The organism is Alloyangia pacifica (genome assembly GCF_003111685.1).
In the GTDB taxonomy this organism is placed as follows: Bacteria; Pseudomonadota; Alphaproteobacteria; order Rhodobacterales; family Rhodobacteraceae; genus Salipiger; species Salipiger pacificus_A.
This window is the reverse complement of sequence record NZ_CP022189.1, coordinates 1,744,770-1,765,942: the sequence shown is the minus strand read 5'-3', so window position 1 is coordinate 1,765,942 and position 21,173 is coordinate 1,744,770. Positions and strand designations below refer to the sequence as shown.

The following is a 21,173-nucleotide window of genomic DNA, read 5'->3' as shown; positions in this document are numbered from 1 at the left end:
CGCGGCTCAGCAGGGGTCAAGCGCGTCCTGGCGTTGTTCCCAGTCTCGCCATGCCTCTGGCGTGTCGAGGTCGATCAGCGCGCGGTTCCCCGGCAGGGTCACGCGGCGCAGCCGGTTGCGGTTGGCGGCGAGCACGCTGCGCGCGCCCTCGTCCCCGTCCAGCATCTGCATCGCCGAGAAGCAATCGGCCGGGAACAGCACCGGGTGCCCCGGCGTGCCATCTTCCGCACAGCCCTGCTGCAGCGTTGGCTGCGGCATGGCGCGAAAGCCCCGCACGAGCTTGAGGATATCCTCGGACGTTAGCTCGGGCATGTCGGCGGGCAAGACGATCAGCGCGTCGATCCCGGGTGGCAGCATGCCGACCCCGCGCCGCAGCGAGGCGGACATGCCGTGGCAGGCATCCGGGACGGCAACAAGTTGCACTGGCAGACCTGCCAGCGCGGCGGCGCGCGGATGGTCGTGATCGGGCAGGGTGACCGTCACGTGGTTGGCCGCGCGCAGCGCTTCCTCTGCCTGACGGCGCAGAAGCGCCCGGCCGCCGACCTGCTTCAGCAGCTTGTCGGCCCCGCGCATCCGACTGCTTGCGCCGGCGGCGGGAATCAAAACAGCGATTCCTCCCATGGAACTCCTTATACAGCAAAGCCAGAGACCCCGACGGGCTTTCTCGGCGGTCGGGCAGGTCCGGCGTGATCCCGCGGGCGCGGTCGGCGGGCGGGGAAACTGGTGAAGCGGGGTGGTCTGACGCGCAAGCTTAAGCAACAAATTCACAAAAAATGTGTAAACTCGCCGGGACTCCGCGGTTCTGGCGGCGTGATGGTCGAACGGGAGGCACAATGGCCTTGGCGGTACCTTGCCTGCTACTATGTCTGAGAGACTGCCTGCGGCACGCGCCCCCAGCGCCTCGCAGGTTCCGGTGAAAAGGGGCAATTTCGGACAATGGTACTCGCACGGAAATCGGATGATGAGCTCGAACGTCTCGCCGAGCTGCGCAGCTTTGGCGTGCTCGACAGCGCTCCCGATCCGGCCTTCGACGAGGTGGTGGAACTGCTTGCCTCGCTGCTCGAGGTGCCGGTCGCTCTGATCAGCCTCGTCGATGAGCACCGGCAATGGTTCAAGGCGCGTTTCGGGATGGAGCCGGGCCAGACGCCGCTCGAGCAATCGATCTGTTCCCATGCGATCCTGTCGGAGGAGATCCTCGAGATCGAGGACACGTTGCTTGACCTGCGCAGTGCCGACAACCCGCTTTGCTGCGGGCCGATTTCGTCCATGCGCTTCTACGCCGGGGCGCCGCTGGTGACCCGCAGCGGCCATACCATCGGAACGCTCTGCGTGCTCGACCACAGGCCGCGCAAGCTGACCGCCCAGCAGCGCAAGCTGCTCAAGGTCATGGCCGGGCAAGTCATGCGTCAACTCGACCTGCAACGCGCCCTGCACAACAAGGAGATCCTGCGCGAGGAGATCGACCACAGGGTGAAGAACTCGCTGCAGACCGTGGCCTCGACCATCCGGCTCTACCGCGCCCGCTCGGCCGAGTCCGAGACCCGCGACGCGCTCGACGCCATCGCGCGGCGGGTGGATTCGGTCTCGCAGTTGCATGCCGAGTTGAACCTGACGTCCAAGATGCACTTCGTGCGGCTCGACACGTATCTCACGCGCGTCGCCACGCTGCTGCAGCGTCATGCGCCTTCAGAGGTGCGTTTCGAGGTCGACGTGCCCCGCACCGAGGTGGAATCGCGGGTCGCGGCCTCGATTGGGGTGATCGCCAACGAGTTCGCCGCCAATGCGATGAAATATGCCTTCCATGACAGCGACGCCGCGCCAGTGGTCCGCTTCGAGATGCGCCCGGCCGGGGTGAACCGGATCCTCTTTACCTGCCGCGACAACGGCACCGGCCCCGAGCCGGGCTCCACCTTGGATGCGCTGGCCACGTCCGCGCTCGGCGCGCGGTTGCTCGAGGCGGCGGTGAGCCAGGTGGGCGGCACGGTGCTCGAGCGGCGCGAGCCGGGCGGCTACGTGCTCGAGGCCGAGCTTCCGATCGACCCTGCCGCCGATGCGCCGGTCACGCCGGCAAAGGCTCCACGGGCCGCACCCGCAGCCGGGTGATCCGGTTGTTCTCGCGCTCCATGACCTCGAAGCGGAAGCCGTGGAAGCTGAAGCGCTGGCCGACGGTGGGGATCATCTGCGCCTCGTGAATGACGAGGCCGGCGATGGTGTTCGCCTCGTCGTCGGGCAGTGACCAGTCGGCGGCCCGGTTGAGATCGCGGATGGTCATCGCGCCATCGAGCCAGAACCAGCCATCTTCGCCGGCGCTGACCTGATGCTCGGCGTCGGGATCGTGCTCGTCGGCGATCTCGCCGACGATCTCTTCGAGGATATCCTCGAGGGTGATCAGCCCCTCCAGCGAGCCGTATTCATCCACCACCAGCGCGAAGTGCGTGCGGCGGCGCAGGAAGTTGCGCATCTGGTCGGCGAGCGTGGTGGTGTCGGGCACGAAGTAGGGCTTCATCATCACCTCGGTGATGCGGAAGTCGTCGAGCGCCGCGAAGCCGCGCTCGCCAGCCTGCGCCATGGTGTCATACATGGCGCGCAGCAGGTCCTTGGCGTGCACCATGCCGATGATGTTCTCGGGCTCGCCGCGGTAGACGGGCAGGCGGGTGTGGTTGCTGTCGAGGCACTGCTGCAGGATCGCCCGCGGCTCGGCTTCGGCGTCGATGCTCTCGATCCCCGAGCGGTGCAGCATGATCTCCTCGACCGTGCGCTCGGCCAGGTCGAGCGCGCCGAGAATGCGGTCGCGGTCTTCCTTTTCCACCACGCCTTCCGAGTGGCCGAGCTGCAGCGCCCCGGCGATCTCCTCGCGCACGGCGAGGATCTGGCTGTCGGGGTCGGTCTGTACGCCGATGAGCTTGAGCAGCACCCGCACAAGCGCGCGGATCGCCGCCACCACGGGCGAGAAGATCAGGATGACCAGACGGATCGGCGGGGCCACGGTGGCGGCCGCGGCCTCGGGGTTGGTGATGGCATAGGTCTTGGGCAGCACCTCGGCGAAGATCAGCACGAGGAAGGTCATGATCAGTGTCGCCATCGCCACGCCGCCATCGCCGAGCAGCCGGGTGAACAGCGCCGTGGCGAGGGAGGTGGCAAGGATGTTGACCAGGTTGTTGCCCAGCAGCACCGAGCCGATCAGCCGCTCGTTGTCCTCGGTGATCTTCAGCGCCAGCGCGGCGCCGCGCGAGCCCCGGTCCATGGCGGCGCGCAGTTTCCCGCGCGAGGCGGCGGTCAGCGCGGTCTCGGAGCCGGAGAAGAAAGCCGAGAAGAGAATGAGCAGCAGGATCGCGGCGGAGGTCATCCAGAAGGCCGCGTCGAGTGTTCCGGTGGCAGGGGCGTCCATACGTCCGTCTTTTCATGTTCAAGAGTGTTCAGAGAGTTATGGGGCGCGCGGCCTTGGTCTTCAAGGCTCTGGCCGGATCCGCGGCAAAAGGGATCGCCTGCGTCGTGCCGGCCTTGCGCCAGTGCCGGCGCGCTCTGCGGTCTCGCAGTCCCTGTCTGCGGCCATGTCTGCGCGTGGGTCTGCGCAGGCGGTGGAGCCTCTGCGCCTCGGCGCGGACCCGTCTGCCGTGCCGGACCCGCGCCTCGATGCGCCTTACTTCTTGCCGAGGAACTGGCCGACGATCGCGGTCAGAACACCGCCCCCGGCGGCGCCCCCCAGAAGCTGGCTGATCAGCGCGCCGATGTCGAGGCCGCCCGCGGCGGCGGCCGCATCGGCGGCCGCGGTCGGATCGCCGCCACCGAGGATCGCACCGATGGCGGAACCGCCGAGGATGCCGCCGATGGCGCCGGAAAGGAGCTTTGGAAGCACCGCCATGCCGACGGTCTTCACGAGCTGACCGGCCACGCCGCCCCCGACCATACCCGCGATCGCCTGAACGATTATTGCTGCAATACCTTCCATGAATGCGGTCCCCCAAGTTGCTAAATCAATCAATAGATCACGCCATGGTAGCTCAGGTCGCGAGATACCGTTAGGATAACTTCGGGCTCTGGCAGGGGCGCCGGGACATCCGCGCTTCGCCGCGTCTCACCTTTCCATCGCAATCGCCCGCCCGGCCGGGCGCGGTATCGTCGCGTTTCCCCAAAGTCAGCCACGGATTTCATGACGTTCAGGCCAGGTTTGCCAGTGGGCGGCCTTTGCGCGGCAGGGACCCCCTCTATATTGCAGGAGGTATATCCCCTGACATGTCGGACACCGCGATGCGCCTGCCGTTTATCAAGAGTAGAATGCCGGCACCCGTTCTTGAGCCGGAGAGGGCGCCGGCCCAGGATGACGCGCGCGAGGCCGGTCGTCAGGCGCTGTTCGAGATGATCGACGACGGGTTCTGCATCATCCAGTTCATCGACGGGCCGGATGGGCCACTGTCGGATTACATGCATATCGAAGCGAATTCGGGTTACGAGCGTCATACCGGCATCAAGGGGATCGTCGGGAAAACCGTCTTTGACGTTGCACCCGACGACGGGCGGCAATGGGTGAAGATCTACGGCGACGTGCTGGAACATGGCGCGCCAATCCGGTTCGAGAGGAGTTTCTCCGAGGTCGGGCGGTTCATCGAGGTCTCGGCGCGGCGGGTCGAGCCCAAGAGCCTCGGGCAGGTCGCGGTGCTCTTTCGTGACGTCACCAACCGCAAACGTGCCGAGGCCGAGATACGGGCCAGCGAGAAGCTCGCGCGCGAGAGCGAACGCCGCGTCGGCCTCGCGCTCGAGGCCGGGGCGATCGTCGGCACCTGGGTCTGGGATGTCCCTCGGGACGTCTTCACCGTCGACGCGGCGCTCGCCTCGGCCATGGGGCTGCGCGAGGTCACCGAGCTTGGCGATCTCAAGCTCGACGACCTGGTCGAGAACGTTCATCCCGAGGACAAGCCGCGGCTGATCTCGGATATCGAGGCGGCGCTGCGCGAGGGAGGATCCTATTTCGATCAATTCCGTGTTCTGCGCGAGGACCGCAAGTATCATTGGATCGAAGCAAGCGGGCGGGTCGAGCTCAATGCTCACGGCAAGTCCGAGTCCTTTTCCGGGGTGCTGATGGATGTCAGCCGCCGGCGCGAGGTCGAGGCCGAGCGCGATCGGGTGACGGCCGAGCTTTTCCGTCTCAACGAGACCCTCGAGCGCCGAGTGTCGGAACAGACCGCCGCGCTGATGGCCCGGGAGGAAGAGCTGCGCCACGCCCAGAAGATGGAGGCGGTCGGCCAGCTCACCGGCGGGTTGGCGCATGACTTCAACAATCTTCTTGCGGCGGTCGCCGGCTCGGTCGAGATGGCCGGTGCGCGGCTGTCAGAACGGCGCCTCGACGAGATCGGGCGATATCTGTCGGCGGCCCGGAACGCGACGAGTCGCGCAGCGAACCTCACGCAGCGGCTCATGGCCTTCGCCCGCAAGCAGACCCTCGCGCCCAGGCCGACCGATGTGGTGAAGCTCTGCGCCGGGATGGTCGACCTGGTGCAGCGCACGGTCGGGCCGCACATCGAGCTGAGGACAACCGCCGACGCGACCCCCTGGCTGTCGCTCGTAGATCAGAACCAGCTCGAGAACGCCCTGCTGAACCTTTGCATCAACGCCCGCGACGCCATGCCCGAGGGCGGCAGCCTGACGATCCACCTCTCGAACCAGAGCATGGCGCGCACCAAGGCAAAGAGCATGGGTCTCGAGGCGGGGGACTACCTGCGCATCCGCGTGTCTGACACCGGCAGCGGCATGACCGCCGAGCAGATCGACCGGGCTTTCGAGCCTTTCTTCACCACCAAGCCGATGGGCGAGGGCACGGGGCTCGGCCTGTCCATGGTATACGGGTTTGCCCAGCAGTCCGGCGGCGCGGCCGAGATCACTTCGGAGGTTGGCGCGGGCACGGTGGTGAGCCTCTACCTGCCGAGGAGCTTCGAGGCTGTCGAGGTGGAGCAGGACGCCGAAGAGCGCGGCGATACCGAGCTGGCCGCGGCGCCGGAAAAGACGGTGCTCGTGGTCGAGGACGAGGTCCTGGTGCGGATGGTGGTCGTGGATGCGCTGCGGGACCGGGGGTACTCCGTGCTCGAGGCCGGCACGGCGGCCGAGGCGCTGGAGGCGCTCGCGCGGACGCCTCAGGTCGATCTGCTGCTCACCGATGTGGGCCTGCCGCGCGGGATGAACGGGCGCCAGCTGGCCGAGGCCGCGCGCGCCGAGCTGCCGGGGCTGAAGGTCGTCTTCGTCACCGGCTATGACGAGAGCGCGGCGCTCGGGGGCGAGCTGCCTGCGGCGGACGTCGAGATCGTGCAGAAGCCCTTCGATCTGGATGTGCTCATTGGAAGGGTCGGTGAGCTGATCAACCCTGTGTAGGCCGCAGGACCGCATAGGTCCGAGGGGCTTCGTGCAAAAGAGAAAGGGCTGGCGCAGGCCAGCCCTTTCGTATTTCCGGTGTCCCGGATGCGAGATCGCATCCGTGGAAAACACGCCTCAGAACGGGATCTCGTCGTCGATGTCGCGCGAGCCGCCACCGCCCGCGCCGCCGCCGTAGCCGCCGCCCGAGCCGCCGCCGTAGCCGCCCTCGTTGCCGCCGCCATAGCCACCGCCCGAGCCACCGCCGTAGCCGCCCCCCGAGCCGCCGCCGAAGTCACCGCCGCCGCCACCCTGGCGGCTGTCGAGCAGGGTCAGCTCGCCGCCGAAGGGGCGCAGCACGATCTCGGTGGTGTAGCGGTCCTGGCCGGACTGGTCCTGCCACTTGCGGGTCTCCAGCTTGCCCTCGATATAGACCTTAGAGCCCTTGCGAAGGTACTGCTCGGCGATCCGCGCAAGCGGCTCGCTGAAGATCGCGACCGAATGCCACTCGGTGCGCTCGCGGCGCTCGCCGGTGTTGCGGTCTTTCCAGTTCTCTGAGGTGGCGATGCGCAGGTTGCAGACCTTGCCGCCGTTCTGGAAGGTGCGCACCTCGGGGTCCGCACCGAGATTGCCTACCAGGATCACCTTGTTCACGGAGCCGGCCATGTCATCCCCTTATTCTTGGTCGTTTCGTCTGGTCGTTTGTCTGGTCGCCGCCTGTTGCCCAGACGGCGCGATTTCCTGTGCCTGGCCGGGATTTTCGCACGTCTGCGAATCCCCGCAGGCGGAGTGTTTGCACAGGTCTACACCACGGGCCCGATGTGCCCAAGCGCTCAATGTCGCGCGGAAATCCGCCGGTAGGAGGGTGTCCGGCAAGCTGGCCTAGGGTCAATTTATCTGTATAGTCGGGCGACAAGGGAACAGCGAAGCGGGACAGGGACGTGATGCGCAATTACGCAACGCGGGCGCTGGCCGGAGTGGTGTGTGCTCTGGTGTTGTCGGGAACTTCGGTCTCGGCAGAGGTGCTTTCATCCAAGAGCCGGGTGCGGCTCTTCTCCAAACAGACCAACGTGCTCGATGGGCGCGCGTCTCAGCAATACAACAGCTCGGTGCGGCTGCAGCCGAGCCGCGTGGTGACCCCGACGAAATGGGGCCCCATGGGCGGCAACGAGGGCGCGGTGCCGAGCTATCGGGGCAGCTATCGTGGCCCCTACGCCGATCTCGCCCGACAGGCGGCGCGGCGGCACGGCGTGCCCGAGGATCTCTTCCTGCGCCTCGTCCAGCAGGAATCCGGATTCAATCCCAAGGCGCTGTCGCACAAAGGGGCCATCGGCCTCGCGCAGCTCATGCCGTTCACCGCGCGCAAGCTCGGGGTCGATCCGCATGACCCGGCCCAGAACCTCGAGGGCGGGGCGCGCTACCTGATCCAGCAATACCGCAAGTTCGGCTCCTGGCAGCTGGCGCTGGCGGCCTACAATGCCGGGCCGGGCGCCGTCCAGAAGCACGGGGGCATCCCGCCGTACCGCGAGACGATGAACTACGTGAAGGTGATCTGGGGCCGGTAATCCTATCCGGCAGGCCCCGGTGACCTCCGCCTCCCTTGACGCAGGGAGGGCTTTGCCTGATATGCCTGACATAAAGGCTAGGGATTTGATCCCGATCAAGGAGCTACGCGCGGCGCAGGGCCAGACTGGTCGGATCGACACCGCCGAGCCCCGCTGACAGGTCCACAGGAGAGTTCTCATGCGTCATGCCGCCATACTTGCGTCCGCCGCCGTTCTTGCGCTTGGTGTGGGCGGGCTGGGTGTGGCCTGCGTGTCCGCGGCCTCGTCCGGGTTCGACAGCATGGATGCGCTCGGCGAGGCGCTCTTCTTCGACGCGAACCTGTCGAAGACTCGCTCGCAAAGCTGCGCCACGTGCCACGATCCGGCCTATGCCTTCGCCGACCCGCGCGGCGCCGCCTCCATTGGCGATGATGGCGCCTCGCTCGGCGACCGCAATGCGCCCACGGTGAGCTATGCCGCGCATGTGCCCGAACTGGCGCGTGACGAGGACGGCCGCTGGCGCGGCGGTCTGTTCCACGATGGGCGCGCGGTGACGCTGGAGGAGCAGGCGGGCGGCCCGCCGCTCAACCCCGCCGAGATGGGCATGGGGGACAAGTCCGAGGTGGTGGCACGCCTGCGCGAGAACCCGGACTACGTGGCCGCCTTCGGCGCGCTCTTCGGTCCCGGCACGCTGGACGATCCCGAGGCGGGCTATGCCGCCATGACCCACGCCATCGCCGAATTCGAGCGGCGGCCCGAGTTCGCGCCTTTCGATTCCAAATACGACCGATTCCTGCGCGGCGAGGCCGAACTGACCAAGCAGGAAGAGCTCGGACGGCTGCTGTTCTTCTCGCAACAGTTCACCAACTGCAACCAGTGCCACCAGCTTCGGCGCAGCGCTGTGGACCCTGCCGAGACCTTCTCGGATTACCGCTTCCACAACCTTGGCGTTCCGGCGAACAGCGTGCTGCGGGGGTCGAACGGGTCCGAGGACGGCTTCATCGACGGCGGGCTGCTGCAGAACGCGCATCTGACCGAAGATGGCGGCCCGGCGGACGAGACCCTGCGGGGCGCCTTCCGCACGCCGACGCTGCGCAACGTCGCGGTCACCGCCCCCTATATGCACAATGGGGTCTTCGAGGATCTGCGGACGGTGATCCTCTTCTACAACAGCTACAACACCCGCAACGAAGCGCGGAAGATCAATCCCGAGACCGATGCCCCCTTCGGTCCCCCCGAGGTCGCAGAGAACCTTGCGCCCGAGCTGACCGACGGGCCCGCGCTCGACGACAAGCGCGTGGATGCGCTGGTGGCCTTCCTCAAGACGCTGACCGACGCGCGCTACGAGGACCTGCTCGAGGACTGACCCTTCAGCGCGCCATCTCCTCTTCGATGACCGAGGTCACGGCCGGGCGGGACAGGCAGCGCGCGACCCAGTCCTTGATGCGCGGATCGTCGGGGACGAGGTCTTGGAACCAGCCATAGGTCGAGGCCACCAGAAGATCCGCCGCGCTGATCTGGTCGTCCACCAGCCAGTCCTTTTCGGCCAAGGCCTCCGAGAGCCGCGCCACCGCCTCTGGCACGTCGCGGAAGGTGACCTGGGTGATCGGATGCGAGACCCCGGCGACCTGCAGCACGTAGACCGGCTCGAAGACATTGCCGTACCAGGCCAGCCAGGACAGGTAGGCGCCGCGCGACGGGTGGCCGACGGGGCGGCCCATGGGGCTCTCGGGATAGAGGTCGGTCAGATAGAGCATCACCGCGTTGCTCTCGCGGATGAGCGCACCGTCGTGCACCAGCGTCGGCACCTTGCCCTCGGGGTGGGGATTGTCGGGGTCGCGCGCGCCCGAACCGTCCTGGCGCGGGATCTGCACGATCCGAAGGTCGACATCCTCTTCGATGCCCATGTCGCGGATCAATTGAACAATGCGCGTCGAGCGTGAGCGCGGCGCATGGTAGAGCGTCAGCATGCGGGTGTCCTCCAAGGGGGCTGAAATGCGGCGTTGCCTCCGGGCGGTAGCCTGCCGGAGAAGCGCGCCGCTGTCATCTTTGGCAGCGGCGCTTGGCAACCCTCTGCCGAGCTTCAGACCTCCAGCGCGAGCTTGTAGAGGTGGATTTCGAACGAGGGATGCATCTCGGCCCCGAGCACGCCGGGCCGGACGTGGCGGTAGAGCGAGCGCCAGAACGGCTGCACGATCACCGCGTCCTGCTGCAGCTTGCGCTCGATGCGGGCCATGATCTCCTTGCGGGCCTCGGCATCGGCGATGGTCAGCGCCTCGGCCACCATGGCGTCGAATTCGGCATCGGCGTAGCCGGTCTCGTTCCAGGCTTCGCCGCTGCGGTAGGCCAGCGCCAGCACTTGGATGCCCAGGGGACGGTGGTTCCACTCGGTGATCGACAGCGGGTAGTCCTTCCACTCCTGCCAGAAGGCCGAACCGGGCAGCACCTTGCGGCTCACCTTGAACCCCGCGTCGCGCAGCATGGCGGCGCAGGCGTCACCGGTGCGCCGGGTGAAGCCGTCGTCGAGCGTGACCAGCTCGTGCTCGAGATCGCCGAAGCCCGCCTCCTGCGCCAGCGGCAGGGCGAGGGCGGGGTCGTACTCGGTGGGGCCGACCTCGGCATAATCTGGATGGATCGGCGCGACGTGGTGGTTCTCGGCCACCGTGCCAAGCCCGGCGTGTCCGAGTTCCAGCGCGATATCGTTGGCGATGGCAAGCTGGAGCGCCTTGCGCATGCGCTTGTCGGCATAGGCCGCGCGGCCGTCCACCAGCGCCTGCTGGTTGCCGCGCAGCACCACTGTCGCGCCGGTGACCACCTCGGAGCGCTGCCAGCCCAGCAGATCCGCCACTTCGATGAAGGTGCCGACGTTCTCGTAGAGCATGTCGATCTCGCCGCTTTCGGCGGCGGCGAGCCAGGAGGCCGGATCGGTGCCATAGTCGAGGAACTCGATCCGCTCAAGCGTGGCGCCGCCCCAGCCATCGGCCTCGGCCCCCCACCAGGCATGGGCCTTGTTGCGCACCAGCACGGCGCGCTGGGTGGGGACCAGCTCCTCGGGCAGGTAGGGTCCGGTGCCGATGGGGTCGGTGAGCATGGTCGCCGGATCGTGCCGCGCGTGGACGCAGGCGGCGGGATAGTCCGACAGGCCCGCCATGATCGCCACGTCCGGATAGGCGAGGTTGAGGCGCAGGGTCAGATCGTCAAGGACTTCAACCGCGCCCTCGGCCAGCCGCTCGGTTTGCGGATCGCCAAGGGCGGCAAGCCGCCCGGCCATCGAGTTGCCTTCGACGCTGCGGTCGCACCAATAGCCCATGAGCCGCGCCACGTCGCCCGAGGTGAAGGGCTCGCCGGTGGTCCAGGTCACGCCGGGGCGGACATGCAGCAGGTACTGCGCGGCGTCCTCGCTGGCCTCCCAGCTCTCGAGCAGCATGCCGCGAAGGCTGCCATCGCGGTTATATTCGACGAGGTATTCGAGCCACCCGCGCGAGATATTGGCGATTTCGGACCAGTCGTAGGTGCGCGGATCCTTGAGCGGGCGCACCTCCATCTGGATGCGCAGCGCAGTGCCCGGCGGTGCCTCGGAGGGGGTCTCTTCGGCAGCGGCCATGCCGACCATGCCGCGCGCGATCACGGCCGAGGTGCCGAGCGCCGTTGCCCGGGTGAGAAACTCTCGTCGCGTCACGAGGCCCTGCCGGAAATCGCAAAGCTCCTGCCGCACCGCGGGGTGGATGCACTGCGCGTTACGGCCTCGGCTCATCTGCGTTTCCCCTTTGCTCGTTCTGCGGTCATCTGCCCGCCCATTGCGCATCAATTGCAACGCTACGTCAATCGACTAACGCGATCGCTGCGCAGTGAAACTCGAGGTTCCGGCAGGCCGGTGCGCCGCTGCGTCGCGGTGTCATGCCAGCGCCTCCGCGGGGCAGTGGCGTGGCCAGTCCTTCATCCGTGCGCGGAACCAGGTGCGCTGGCGCTTGGCGAATTGCCGGGTGAGGATAGCGCCGCGCTCCACCGCCTCGTCCAAGCTCAGCTCGCCCCGCAGGTGCCCGATCAGCTCGGCCGCGCCGATGGCCTTGGCCGAGGGAAGGGCGGGGTGCCAGCTCTCCAGGTTGGCCCGGGCCTCGTCGAGAGCGCCGCCCTCGACCATCAGCCGGAAGCGCCGCGCGATGCGCGCGTTCAGCCAGTCCTTCGGCACGTCGAAGAGGATCGGCTGAACCTGCCCCAGCGGCAACAGCGGCGGCGGCGTCTCGGCCTGCCAGGCCGCGATTCCGCGCCCGGTGGCGGTCAGCACCTCCCAGGCGCGCTGCACCCGCATCGGGTTGTGGCAATCGATGCGGTCGCGGCTCTCGGGATCAAGCTCTGCAACCATGGCCTGCAGCTCCCCGGCCTCCAGCCGGGCCATGGCGCGGGCGCGGACCTCGGACGGGGTCTCGGGAATCGCCGCCAAGCCCTCGGTCAGCGCCGAGAAGTAAAGTCCCGTGCCGCCGACGATAATCGGCCGCGCTCCGCCAAGGAGCGGTTGCAGATCGCGCAGCCAGTCGCCCACCGAATAGGCATGACTGCCCGGCACGTGACCATAAAGCATGTGTGGCACCCGCGCCTCGTCTTCTACCGGGGGACGAGCGGTCAGCACGCGCCAGTCGTCGAAGACCTGGATCGCGTCTGCATTGATGATGACGCCCCCCGCAGATTCGGCGATTTCAAGCGCCAGCGCGGACTTGCCGCTGGCGGTGGGCCCCGCGATCAGCACCGGAAGGCTCGGATCGGGCGCATATTGTTTCACCAGATCAGCCACCGGCGATCCTTTCTTGCGGGGGCGCTCAGCATTGCAGACGCGGATGTTTTCGGTCACATATAGCCGCAATTTGGATCGTGCACAGACGGAGCGCAACATGACCGAGCAGCCCCAAACCACCTTCAAGCGTGTGATGCTGAAAATCTCGGGTGAGGCGCTCATGGGCGACCAGGGCTACGGTCTGCACCCGCCGACCGTCGAGCGCATCGCGCGCGAAGTGAAGTCGGTGCACGACATGGGTGTCGAAATCTGCATGGTGATCGGCGGCGGCAACATCTTCCGCGGTCTCGCCGGCTCGGCGCAGGGCATGGAGCGCACCACCGCCGACTACATGGGCATGCTGGCGACGGTGATGAACGCGCTCGCCATGCAGTCGGCGCTCGAGGAACTGGGCGTCTTCACCCGGGTGATCTCGGCGATCCGCATGGACGAGGTGGCCGAGCCCTACATTCGCCGCCGGGCCGTGCGCCACCTGGAAAAAAAGCGGGTCTGCATCTTTGCCGCGGGCACCGGCAACCCCTATTTCACCACCGACACCGCCTCGTCGCTGCGCGCCAACGAAATGGCCTGCGAGGCGATCTTCATGGGCAAGAACGTCGACGGCATCTACGACTGCGATCCCAAGACCAACCCTGAGGCCAAGCGCTACGACCGCATCTCCTACGACGATGTGCTGCGCGACAACCTCAAGGTGATGGACGCCTCGGCCATCGCGCTGGCGCGCGACAACAAGATGCCGCTGATCGTCTTCTCGCTGAACGAGCCGGGCGGCTTCCGCGGCATCCTGGCCGGCGAAGGCACCTATACCGAGGTGCACGCCTGATCCCAGAGGTTCGGCGAGCGGGGGCTCGACCCCCGCACCCCCGCGATATTCCCGCCTGGAAGCAAGGGCGCGGCGGGCTCCTATTTTAGAGACATGGCGAAGCGCGCTGCGGCGGCGTCAGTCCCGGGCGAGCGGGTGATGGTCGAGCACGAGCTCGCGCAGACGCTCTTCGAGAACATGGGTATAGATCTCGGTGGTCGCCACATCAGCATGGCCGAGGAAGGTCTGGATGGCGCGTAGATCGGCGCCATTGGCCAGAAGATGCGTCGCGAAGGCGTGGCGCAGCGTGTGCGGGGTGACCTTGGCCGGCGAGACGCCCGCCGCCACGGCAATATCCTTGATCATGATGTAGAAGGCATGGCGGGTCAGATGCCCGGCCTTGCCGCGCGACGGGAAGAGGAAGCTCGAGGCGGGCTTGCCCTCGGTCTTCTTGAGCGTTTCCTGCGCATCGCGCCGGTTCAGCCACTCGGCCAGCGCCACGCGCGCCGGCGGCGAGAGCGGCACCATGCGCTCCTTGCCGCCCTTGCCACGGATCAGCAGCATGCGCGGATCGCCCCGTGCCGCCGAGAGCGGCAGCGTGACCAGTTCGCTCACCCGCATGCCGGTGGCATAGAGCAGCTGCATCAGGCAGGTGTTGCGCATCCGGTCGTCGGCGCTGCGGCCATGGGCCTCGGCAGCTTCGAGCAGCCGGTCGACCTCTTCGGTCGAGAGCGTCTTGGGCAGGCGTTTGGGGCGGCCCGGCCCGGCGATCTGCACTGCCGGGTTGTCGGCCCTCAGCCCCTCTTCGAAGGCGAAGCGGTAGAGCTGTTTGATCGCCGAGAGCCGACGCGCGCGGGTCGAGACCGCAAGCCCCTCGGCTTCGCAGGCGACCAGATAGTCCTCAACGTCGCCGCGCTGCGCGCTGGCAAGGTCGCGCTTGCGCGCTGCCAGCCAGCCGGTGAAGGACGCGAGATCGCGGGCGTAGGCGGCCTGCGTGTTGTCCGCGGCGCCGCGCTCGGCGGCCTGCGCCTCGAGGAAGGCCGAAACCCAGTTGGCGGCGCTCACAGCGGTGCGCCTTCGTCCGAAAGCAGGATCTGCTGGATGGCGGCGCGGCGCGCCGTGTCCTCGAGCCCCACCCGGCGCAGCGTCGCCAGCGCACCGGTGAGATCGGCGTGGTTGCCTTCGGCACCGGACTGGAAAAGCGCGATGGCCCGCAGGATCGTCTCGCCCAGCTTGCCGTCACGTAGCAGGCTGGCCAACTCCGGCGGCACCTCGGCATCCGGGCGCCAGGCCTCGACAATGGCCTGGGCGGCGGGGGCGAGGGGGACGGTGTCGGGCATCTCGCCTTGCGCCACGGCGTGCACCGCGCGGATCAGCCCGCTGCGCGCGGGCAGGCGGCGGGCAGCCTCCTCGTAGTCCGGCGACAGCAGCGCGGCGCGCTGCGCCAGCGCCGCGGCGCGCGGTTCGAGGTCGAGCCCCTGCAGCCGCGCCGCGTAAAGCTCGGAAAAGGGCACCAGCAGCCCGGCGCTGCGCATCTGTGGCCAGGCGGCGATCAGCGCGGGGCCGATCAGATCGCCGCGCCCGGCGTTCAGCGCGGCCTCGAGATCCTGCACCGCCGCGACGCGGTCCCAGACCCCGCCCGAGGCAGCGGGCTCGCGGTCGGTATAGATGCCCAGCAGGCGGTTCTCGGAAAGCGTGCCGCGCCGCGCAAGGCGTTCTGCGGCGAGGATCTGTGCCCGCCAGCCGCTGTTGCCCGACAGGTCCGCGGCGGCGAACATGCGCGGCAGCGGCTGGGTGGGCAGCGCTTCGCCTACGGCCTCGAAGAGGTGAAATTCCAGCGGCGTCGGCCGCGCTGGCGGGTTGAGCGGCTCGGAGGCATCGACCAGTTCGGGGTCGAGGAAGCGCGCCAGCAGTTCGGCATCGCGCGCGCCGATCTGCCCCAGCGCCCCGGCAGAGCCGTAGACGGTGACCGCGTGTTCCCAGTTGCCGACCCGCGCGTCGCAGTAGATGCGGGTGGCGATGTCCTTGGTGAGATAGGGCTTGCGCGCCAGGGTGCGGCAGGCCTCGTCGTCGTTGCCCGCGAGCAGCGACAGGTCGAGCCAGCGCGCGAAGATCTCGGGGTTGGAACTGCCGCCGGCCTGCTCGACCAGCGCCAGCGCGGCATCGACCGCGCCTTCCTCCATCAGCCGGTCGATCCGCGCCACCAGCAGCGAGCCATTGCCCGCGGGCGCATCCGCCTCGGCCAGCAGCAGCGTCAGAAGCTGCGCCGAGAGCGCGGGCACCGCGGGTTCCGTCTGCGCGATGAGCGCGGCGAGCTGGGCTGCGTCGGAGCCCGACCAGAGCGTCCGCGGCAGCCCGGTCAGCGCGCTCGACAGGAGCCCCGCCGACTCGGCGCTGGGGGCCTCGAGCGGTGCGCTCTCGACGTCGGGCGTGCCACCCGAGGCGGCCACGGGGGGCTCGTCGCGGCGCGGGCGCTCGGCGTGCGGCACGGCTCTTCCGCCCTGCGGCCCGGGATCGGGCAGGGGCAGGGCCGCGCTCATCCCCGGGTCGCGCTTGAGCCAGTCGATGGCGGCAAGCGGGGCCTCGGCGGCGACGGCCGTCGGCACGCCCAGAGCGAGCGTGCAAAGGAGGAACCTAGTTCGCATCAAGCTCCACGGGCTGGCGGATCTCCGTTTGTGGCGGCGAGAAGTCCGCGCCGAAATAGGGCCCGACATAGGCGTAGGCCACCAGCGCGATTGCCGCGAGGAGAAGAAGGATCAGAAGGGGTTTGAACAATCGTCCCATATGCTCAGTAGTCCTGCCTCATGTTTTTTGTCACTTATACCTAGCCTTTTTGGCAGTGACACGTCATTCACGGCCTCAGGAGGCAGAATTGGCGATGCAAGGCCGAGAAACAAGGGGATTGAACCCGAAGTTGAAAAAGACAGTTGTGCTTGTGGGCATGATGGGGGCGGGGAAATCGGCGGTCGGCCGGGCCTTGGCTTCTGCCCTGAATGTGCCGTTTCGCGATTCGGATGCCGAGATCGAGAAGGCGGCCAACATGACCATCGCCGAGATCTTCGCCCGCGACGGCGAGGCCTTCTTTAGGCGCAAGGAATCCCAGGTGATCGAGCGGCTGCTCGACGCTCGCCCGGCGGTGCTTTCGACCGGGGGCGGTGCCTATATGGCCGAGGGCAACCGCAGCATGATCACCGAGAAGGGCGTCGCCGTCTGGCTCGATGCCGACCTCAAGGTGCTCTGGGGGCGGGTGCGCCACAAGGACACCCGGCCGCTGCTGCGCACCCCCGATCCGCTGGCCACCCTGAGCGAGATCTACGACCGCCGCGTGCCGGTTTACGCACTGGCGGACCTGGCGGTGAAATCGGAGCAGGGCCTGTCGATCGATGCCATGGCCCGCAAGGTGATCGAGACGTTGAAGACACGCCCGGACGTGCTGGAGGAAAGCTGATGAACGAGGCGATGCAGGCGGGGACCGTGCATGTGGATCTGGGGGCGCGGGCCTATGATGTGCGCATTGGCAGCGGGCTGCTGGCGCGCGCCGGGTCAGAGATCGCGCCGCTGCTGGGCACCCGGAAGCGGATCGTCGTGGTCAGCGACGAGACCGTTGCCGCGGCGCATCTGCCGGCGCTGAAGGCGGGACTCGCCGCCGCTGGGATCAGCTGCGAGGCGCTGCTTCTGCCCCCGGGCGAGGCGACCAAATGCTGGGCCCAGCTCGAGCGGGTCACCGAGTGGCTGCTGGCGCAGAAGGTCGAGCGGCGCGACATCGTTGTGGCGCTCGGTGGTGGGGTGATCGGGGATCTCGTGGGGTTTGCCGCCGCCATCTTGCGCCGGGGCGTGCGCTTCGTGCAGATCCCGACCTCCTTGCTGGCGCAGGTCGACAGCTCGGTCGGTGGCAAAACCGGGATCAACTCGCCCGCGGGCAAGAATCTCATCGGCGCCTTCCACCAGCCCTCGCTGGTGCTGGCGGACATCGATGTGCTGCAGACGCTGACGCCGCGCGACTTTCTCGCGGGCTACGGCGAAGTGGTCAAATACGGGCTGCTCGGCGACGCGACGTTCTTCACCTGGCTAGAGGCGAGCGCCGAGGATCTGCTGTCCCGCCGCCCTGCGGCACTGGCTCATGCGGTGACCCGCTCGGTGGAGATGAAGGCCGAGATCGTGGTGCGCGACGAGACCGAGCAGGGCGACCGCGCGCTGCTCAACCTCGGGCACACCTTCTGCCACGCGCTCGAGGCGGCGACCGGCTATTCGGACCGGCTGCTGCACGGCGAGGGCGTGGCGATCGGCAGCGCGCTGGCTTTCGAGCTCTCGGCGCGGCTCGGGCTCTGCCCGCAGGAGGATCCGTCGCGGCTGCGCGCGCATCTCTCCGAGATGGGTATGAAGCGCGACCTGTCGGACATCCCCGGCGATCTGCCTTCGGCAGAAGTGCTCTATGATCTGATGGGGCAGGACAAGAAGGTGCTCGACGGCGCCATCCGCTTTGTCCTGGCCCGCGGCATCGGCCGCGCCTTTGTCACCGCCGACGTGCCGCGCGAGACGGTTCTGGCGCTGCTGCGCGAGGCCCTGGCCGGGCGCTGAGCGGCACATTGCTGCCCCTGAGGCGTACCTGAAAAAGAGAAGAAGCCCGGAGGTCCGCGATGATCTCCGGGCTTCTTCTTTCTGAAAATACGCATATCCGGCAGCGCCGTAGGCGCGGCGCGGGCCGGGTGCGCATAAAAAAGGCGCGAGGGAATGCCTCGCGCCCAGGGGAAGAGGTTCCGTCAGGTCCGGGGATCAGCCCTGCCAGAACTTGCGACGCGCCTCCCTCAGGGCGACGTGCCGTTCGAGCCCGACGTCGCGCAGCAGGTGGTCGTCGAGGTCTATCAGCGCACGGCGTGTGCGGCGACGCTCCGACCACTGCGCGGTAACCACCGCCACGCGGAGCGCCAGTGCTGCAAACGGCGGCAGCGGTTTCTGCGCGTCGAGATAGGCAATGAGCGGGGCGTGTGCGGCGGCTGCCATCGGTGTGTCTCCAGTTTTGTATCGGTACAATTATGTTGATCTCATGCTCCAATTGATACATTGTGGAAAAATGACCGTCGAGCAAAACATTGTTACCGATACAATTTTCGATCTGTTCGAGAAACAGGCATCGGGCCCGAAATATCGTGTCCTCGCAAGCGCTTTGCGGGATGGCATCACGCAGGGGAAACTGCCGCCGGGCACACGGCTGCCGCCGGTGCGCGAACTGGGATGGCGCCTTGGCATGACCCCCGGCACGGTGGCGCGGGCCTATACAATCCTCACCGACGAGAATGTGCTGCTGGCCGAGGTCGGCCGCGGCACATTTGTGCGCGGCGAGGCCGAGAGCGCCGCGCCGCTGCTGATCGAGAGCGGTCCGCGCGAGGTTGCCGAGAACGGCGACCGTATGGTGAGCCTTTTCACCGGGCGCATTCCCGATCTCGGGCAGGTAGGGCTGGTGCGTGAGGCCCTGGCGCGTATTGCTGCGCGCCCGGCACCGGGGCTGATGGATTACCCCACCAGCCGCGCTTTCGCCCCGGCCCGGCAAGTGGCGCTGGACTGGCTGTCGGATGTGCCGCTGGGACAGGTTCACCACGAGGACCTGGTGCTCAGCCACGGCGCGCAGAACGGCATTTCGCTGGTAATGCAGGCGGTGCTGCGCGGGCGCCGGCCGGTCGTGCTTGTCGAGGAGCTTTGCTATCCGGGGTTCCGCCGCGCCGCCGAACTGCTGCGTGCCGAGCCGGTGCCGGTGCCGATGGATGAGAAGGGCATCCGCCCCGATGCGCTGCGCGACCTGGCGCGCAGGCATGAGGCGCAGCTGCTGTGCACCTCGCCGGCGCTGCACAACCCCACCACCATCGTCACCCCGCCCGAGCGGCGGCGCGAGATCGCCGACGTGGCGCGCGGCTGCGGTCTGCACATCCTTGAGGATGACAGCACCTTTCTCGGCCAGGCGCGCTGCGAGACCTACCGGGCGATGCTGCCCGAGCTGGGCTGGTTCGTCTCGTCGATCTCCAAGACGCTGACGCCGGGGCTGCGGGTGGGGTTTGCGATCGCCCCGCGCGCCCGGCGCGCCGACCTGCGGCGGGCGGCGGAATACGGGTTCTTCGGGCTCGCGCTGCCGCTGGCGGACCTCGTGGCCGATCTGCTGTCGCGGCAGGAGACCCGGCAGATCGTCCGCGCGGTGCGCGAGCGCAACGCGCTCTACGTGCGCAGCACCGTCAACATCCTTGGCGGCCATGAGCTACGCTGGAGCGAGGAGGCACCCTTTGTCTGGCTGCGGTTGCCGCCGGGCTGGCGGGCGGCCGCCTTTTGCATGGCGGCCGAGGCCAAGGGGGTGCAGGTGCGGGCGGCGGAAGATTTTGCCCTGCGCGATGCCTTTGCCCCGCATGCGGTGCGCATCGGGATGAACGGGCAGGTGCCGCTGGCGGAATTCGAGCAGGCGATTCTGCGGCTGCGGCGATTGCTGGACGATCCGCCGGAGCAAATCCTCGTGTGAAACGGTTCCGGAGGCCGGGGCGGCGTCGAATTCTTTGGGGTATTTTAATACCGTTTTTGCAAGTGATTGAAATTAATAAATAAATGCAAAGCCATGGTGCTTGACTGTGCCGTGGGCGTGCTTATAACCCGCCCATCGGAATTCGGGCCCCCCAGGCGGGCCCCATTTGAACAGCTCAAGGGCACCCACGATGAAAACCTTCTCTGCGACTCCTGCAGACATCGAGAAGAAGTGGATCGTGATCGACGCGGAAGGCGTCGTTCTCGGCCGTCTCGCCTCGATCATCGCCATGCGTCTGCGCGGCAAGCACATGGCAACCTTCACCCCGCACATGGACATGGGCGACAATGTCATCGTCATCAACGCCGACAAGGTGCAGATGACCGGCAAGAAGCGTGAAGAGAACTTCTACTGGCACACCGGCCACCCGGGCGGCATCAAGTCCCGCACCAAGGCCCAGATCCTCGAGGGTGCACACCCCGAGCGCGTCGTGTTCCAGGCCGTCAAGCGTATGCTTCCGGGCAACCGCCTGTCGCGCAAGCAACTGACCAACCTGCGCATCTACGCAGGCGCGGCGCACCCGCACGAGGCGCAATCGCCTGAAGTGCTGGACGTCAAGTCGATGAACAAGAAAAACACCCGGGTGTAATCATGGCAGAACAGATCAACTCCCTGGAAGAGCTCGGCGCCGCAGCCGGCATCGAAGCTGCACCCGCAGTCGTTGAAACCCCGCGCGAGCCCGTCCGTGACGAGCTTGGCCGTTCCTACGCGACCGGCAAGCGGAAGGACGCGGTTGCCCGCGTCTGGATCAAGCCGGGCTCCGGCAAGGTCGTGGTGAACGGCAAGGAGCAGTCGAAGTACTTCGCCCGCCCCGTGCTGCAGATGATCCTGCGCCAGCCCTTCACCATCGCAGGTGTCGAAGACCAGTTCGACGTCTACGCCACCGTCAAGGGCGGCGGTCTCTCGGGTCAGGCCGGTGCAGTCAAGCACGGCATCTCGAAAGCCCTGCAGCTCTACGATCCGTCGCTGCGCAGCGCTCTGAAAGCCGCAGGCTTCCTGACCCGCGACAGCCGCGTCGTCGAGCGTAAGAAGTTCGGTAAGCGCAAGGCACGCCGCAGCTTCCAGTTCTCCAAGCGCTGATCCGCGTCTCGATACGATTTTGCGAAGGCCGCTCTCCGGAGCGGCCTTTTGCTTTTGCGG

General features: G+C 67.5%; 21 protein-coding genes. 10 read left to right on the top strand and 11 right to left on the bottom strand.

The annotated features are described in order from the left end of the window. Positions 1-6 precede the first annotated feature (6 nt). On the bottom strand, positions 7-621 hold the full coding sequence (locus CEW88_RS08450; RefSeq protein WP_108965896.1) for a nucleotidyltransferase family protein: 615 nt from the start codon (positions 619-621) through the stop codon (positions 7-9). A 315-nt stretch (positions 622-936) separates the two neighbouring features. On the opposite strand from CEW88_RS08450, the gene CEW88_RS08445 reads away from it, so the two are divergent. After that, on the top strand, positions 937-2,103 hold the full coding sequence (locus CEW88_RS08445; protein WP_108965894.1) for a histidine kinase dimerization/phosphoacceptor domain -containing protein: 1,167 nt from the start codon (positions 937-939) through the stop codon (positions 2,101-2,103). On the opposite strand, the gene CEW88_RS08440 is transcribed toward CEW88_RS08445, so the two are convergent. Continuing rightward, on the bottom strand, positions 2,060-3,388 hold the full coding sequence (locus CEW88_RS08440; protein WP_108965892.1) for an HlyC/CorC family transporter: 1,329 nt from the start codon (positions 3,386-3,388) through the stop codon (positions 2,060-2,062). The genes CEW88_RS08445 and CEW88_RS08440 overlap by 44 nt on opposite strands. Before the next feature lie 252 nt (positions 3,389-3,640). Beyond that, on the bottom strand, positions 3,641-3,949 hold the full coding sequence (locus CEW88_RS08435; RefSeq protein WP_108965890.1) for a hypothetical protein: 309 nt from the start codon (positions 3,947-3,949) through the stop codon (positions 3,641-3,643). A 326-nt stretch (positions 3,950-4,275) separates the two neighbouring features. Between CEW88_RS08435 and CEW88_RS08430 the strand changes: the two genes are divergently transcribed. Next, entirely contained in the window at positions 4,276-6,360 is a 2,085-nt protein-coding gene (locus CEW88_RS08430; RefSeq protein ID WP_108965888.1) for a hybrid sensor histidine kinase/response regulator, read from the top strand. Between the two features lie 117 nt (positions 6,361-6,477). Here CEW88_RS08430 and ssb read toward each other — a convergent pair whose 3' ends face one another. After that, positions 6,478-7,005, bottom strand: a complete 528-nt coding sequence (gene ssb / locus CEW88_RS08425) for a single-stranded DNA-binding protein (RefSeq protein ID WP_108965886.1) — start codon at positions 7,003-7,005, stop codon at positions 6,478-6,480. 278 nt (positions 7,006-7,283) lie between these two features. On the opposite strand from ssb, the gene CEW88_RS08420 reads away from it, so the two are divergent. Continuing rightward, complete coding sequence (locus CEW88_RS08420) at positions 7,284-7,904, top strand: lytic transglycosylase domain-containing protein (protein ID WP_108965884.1); 621 nt, start codon at positions 7,284-7,286, stop codon at positions 7,902-7,904. Between the two features lie 178 nt (positions 7,905-8,082). Then, entirely contained in the window at positions 8,083-9,249 is a 1,167-nt protein-coding gene (locus tag CEW88_RS08415; RefSeq protein WP_108965882.1) for a cytochrome-c peroxidase, read from the top strand. Between the two features lie 4 nt (positions 9,250-9,253). Here CEW88_RS08415 and CEW88_RS08410 read toward each other — a convergent pair whose 3' ends face one another. The 3 genes from CEW88_RS08410 to miaA form a co-directional block, all read right to left on the bottom strand. Continuing rightward, positions 9,254-9,853, bottom strand: coding sequence for a glutathione S-transferase family protein (locus CEW88_RS08410; RefSeq protein ID WP_108965880.1), 600 nt, complete (start codon positions 9,851-9,853; stop codon positions 9,254-9,256). Positions 9,854-9,966: 113 nt separating this feature from the next. Continuing rightward, on the bottom strand, positions 9,967-11,637 hold the full coding sequence (locus CEW88_RS08405; RefSeq protein WP_108965878.1) for an ABC transporter substrate-binding protein: 1,671 nt from the start codon (positions 11,635-11,637) through the stop codon (positions 9,967-9,969). A gap of 141 nt (positions 11,638-11,778) precedes the next feature. Beyond that, on the bottom strand, positions 11,779-12,672 hold the full coding sequence (gene miaA, locus CEW88_RS08400; protein WP_254694371.1) for a tRNA (adenosine(37)-N6)-dimethylallyltransferase MiaA: 894 nt from the start codon (positions 12,670-12,672) through the stop codon (positions 11,779-11,781). Positions 12,673-12,769: 97 nt separating this feature from the next. On the opposite strand from miaA, the gene pyrH reads away from it, so the two are divergent. After that, positions 12,770-13,495 carry a UMP kinase gene (gene pyrH, locus CEW88_RS08395; protein ID WP_095883193.1) on the top strand — a complete coding sequence of 242 codons (726 nt, stop codon included), beginning with the start codon at positions 12,770-12,772 and terminating at the stop codon, positions 13,493-13,495. A gap of 117 nt (positions 13,496-13,612) precedes the next feature. On the opposite strand, the gene CEW88_RS08390 is transcribed toward pyrH, so the two are convergent. Genes CEW88_RS08390 through CEW88_RS24730 form a run of 3 tightly spaced genes read right to left on the bottom strand, consistent with a single transcriptional unit; the run spans position 13,613 to position 16,258 of the window. Further along, positions 13,613-14,539 (bottom strand): site-specific tyrosine recombinase XerD, encoded by a 927-nt coding sequence (locus CEW88_RS08390; RefSeq protein WP_108965874.1) that lies wholly within the window; start codon positions 14,537-14,539, stop codon positions 13,613-13,615. Further along, positions 14,536-16,119: a hypothetical protein gene (locus CEW88_RS08385; protein WP_108965872.1), complete on the bottom strand. Its 1,584-nt coding sequence runs from the start codon at positions 16,117-16,119 to the stop codon at positions 14,536-14,538. The genes CEW88_RS08390 and CEW88_RS08385 overlap by 4 nt, the downstream gene beginning before the upstream one ends. After that, entirely contained in the window at positions 16,109-16,258 is a 150-nt protein-coding gene (locus CEW88_RS24730) for a hypothetical protein (RefSeq protein WP_176476714.1), read from the bottom strand. The genes CEW88_RS08385 and CEW88_RS24730 overlap by 11 nt, the downstream gene beginning before the upstream one ends. A 94-nt stretch (positions 16,259-16,352) precedes the next feature. Here CEW88_RS24730 and CEW88_RS08380 point away from each other — a divergent pair, with 94 nt between their 5' ends. Both CEW88_RS08380 and aroB read left to right on the top strand, forming a co-directional pair. Next, complete coding sequence (locus CEW88_RS08380) at positions 16,353-16,922, top strand: shikimate kinase (protein ID WP_108965870.1); 570 nt, start codon at positions 16,353-16,355, stop codon at positions 16,920-16,922. Further along, positions 16,922-18,052: a 3-dehydroquinate synthase gene (aroB, locus tag CEW88_RS08375; RefSeq protein WP_254694370.1), complete on the top strand. Its 1,131-nt coding sequence runs from the start codon at positions 16,922-16,924 to the stop codon at positions 18,050-18,052. Before CEW88_RS08380 ends, aroB begins: the two co-directional genes overlap by 1 nt. A 195-nt stretch (positions 18,053-18,247) precedes the next feature. On the opposite strand, the gene CEW88_RS08370 is transcribed toward aroB, so the two are convergent. After that, positions 18,248-18,475, bottom strand: a complete 228-nt coding sequence (locus CEW88_RS08370) for a DUF1127 domain-containing protein (RefSeq protein WP_108965868.1) — start codon at positions 18,473-18,475, stop codon at positions 18,248-18,250. A gap of 70 nt (positions 18,476-18,545) precedes the next feature. On the opposite strand from CEW88_RS08370, the gene CEW88_RS08365 reads away from it, so the two are divergent. The 3 genes from CEW88_RS08365 (at position 18,546) to rpsI (ending at position 21,113) form a co-directional block, all read left to right on the top strand. Then, positions 18,546-19,973, top strand: coding sequence for a PLP-dependent aminotransferase family protein (locus CEW88_RS08365; protein ID WP_108965866.1), 1,428 nt, complete (start codon positions 18,546-18,548; stop codon positions 19,971-19,973). 190 nt (positions 19,974-20,163) lie between these two features. After that, complete coding sequence (rplM, locus tag CEW88_RS08360) at positions 20,164-20,622, top strand: 50S ribosomal protein L13 (protein WP_108965864.1); 459 nt, start codon at positions 20,164-20,166, stop codon at positions 20,620-20,622. A gap of 2 nt (positions 20,623-20,624) precedes the next feature. After that, on the top strand, positions 20,625-21,113 hold the full coding sequence (rpsI, locus tag CEW88_RS08355) for a 30S ribosomal protein S9 (RefSeq protein WP_095883698.1): 489 nt from the start codon (positions 20,625-20,627) through the stop codon (positions 21,111-21,113). The last annotated feature ends 60 nt before the right edge of the window (positions 21,114-21,173 follow it).

Bases quoted from the DNA above. Each gene is read 5' to 3' on its own strand.
- CEW88_RS08450 (WP_108965896.1), bottom strand. From the start codon at position 621: ATGGGAGGAATCGCTGTTTTGATTCCCGCCGCCGGCGCAAGCAGTCGG.
- CEW88_RS08445 (WP_108965894.1), top strand. From the start codon at position 937: ATGGTACTCGCACGGAAATCGGATGATGAGCTCGAACGTCTCGCCGAG.
- CEW88_RS08440 (WP_108965892.1), bottom strand. From the start codon at position 3,388: ATGGACGCCCCTGCCACCGGAACACTCGACGCGGCCTTCTGGATGACC.
- CEW88_RS08435 (WP_108965890.1), bottom strand. From the start codon at position 3,949: ATGGAAGGTATTGCAGCAATAATCGTTCAGGCGATCGCGGGTATGGTC.
- CEW88_RS08430 (WP_108965888.1), top strand. From the start codon at position 4,276: ATGCCGGCACCCGTTCTTGAGCCGGAGAGGGCGCCGGCCCAGGATGAC.
- ssb (WP_108965886.1), bottom strand. From the start codon at position 7,005: ATGGCCGGCTCCGTGAACAAGGTGATCCTGGTAGGCAATCTCGGTGCG.
- CEW88_RS08420 (WP_108965884.1), top strand. From the start codon at position 7,284: ATGCGCAATTACGCAACGCGGGCGCTGGCCGGAGTGGTGTGTGCTCTG.
- CEW88_RS08415 (WP_108965882.1), top strand. From the start codon at position 8,083: ATGCGTCATGCCGCCATACTTGCGTCCGCCGCCGTTCTTGCGCTTGGT.
- CEW88_RS08410 (WP_108965880.1), bottom strand. From the start codon at position 9,853: ATGCTGACGCTCTACCATGCGCCGCGCTCACGCTCGACGCGCATTGTT.
- CEW88_RS08405 (WP_108965878.1), bottom strand. From the start codon at position 11,637: ATGAGCCGAGGCCGTAACGCGCAGTGCATCCACCCCGCGGTGCGGCAG.
- pyrH (WP_095883193.1), top strand. From the start codon at position 12,770: ATGACCGAGCAGCCCCAAACCACCTTCAAGCGTGTGATGCTGAAAATC.
- CEW88_RS08385 (WP_108965872.1), bottom strand. From the start codon at position 16,119: ATGCGAACTAGGTTCCTCCTTTGCACGCTCGCTCTGGGCGTGCCGACG.
- CEW88_RS24730 (WP_176476714.1), bottom strand. From the start codon at position 16,258: ATGGGACGATTGTTCAAACCCCTTCTGATCCTTCTTCTCCTCGCGGCA.
- CEW88_RS08380 (WP_108965870.1), top strand. From the start codon at position 16,353: ATGCAAGGCCGAGAAACAAGGGGATTGAACCCGAAGTTGAAAAAGACA.
- aroB (WP_254694370.1), top strand. From the start codon at position 16,922: ATGAACGAGGCGATGCAGGCGGGGACCGTGCATGTGGATCTGGGGGCG.
- CEW88_RS08370 (WP_108965868.1), bottom strand. From the start codon at position 18,475: ATGGCAGCCGCCGCACACGCCCCGCTCATTGCCTATCTCGACGCGCAG.
- CEW88_RS08365 (WP_108965866.1), top strand. From the start codon at position 18,546: ATGACCGTCGAGCAAAACATTGTTACCGATACAATTTTCGATCTGTTC.
- rplM (WP_108965864.1), top strand. From the start codon at position 20,164: ATGAAAACCTTCTCTGCGACTCCTGCAGACATCGAGAAGAAGTGGATC.
- rpsI (WP_095883698.1), top strand. From the start codon at position 20,625: ATGGCAGAACAGATCAACTCCCTGGAAGAGCTCGGCGCCGCAGCCGGC.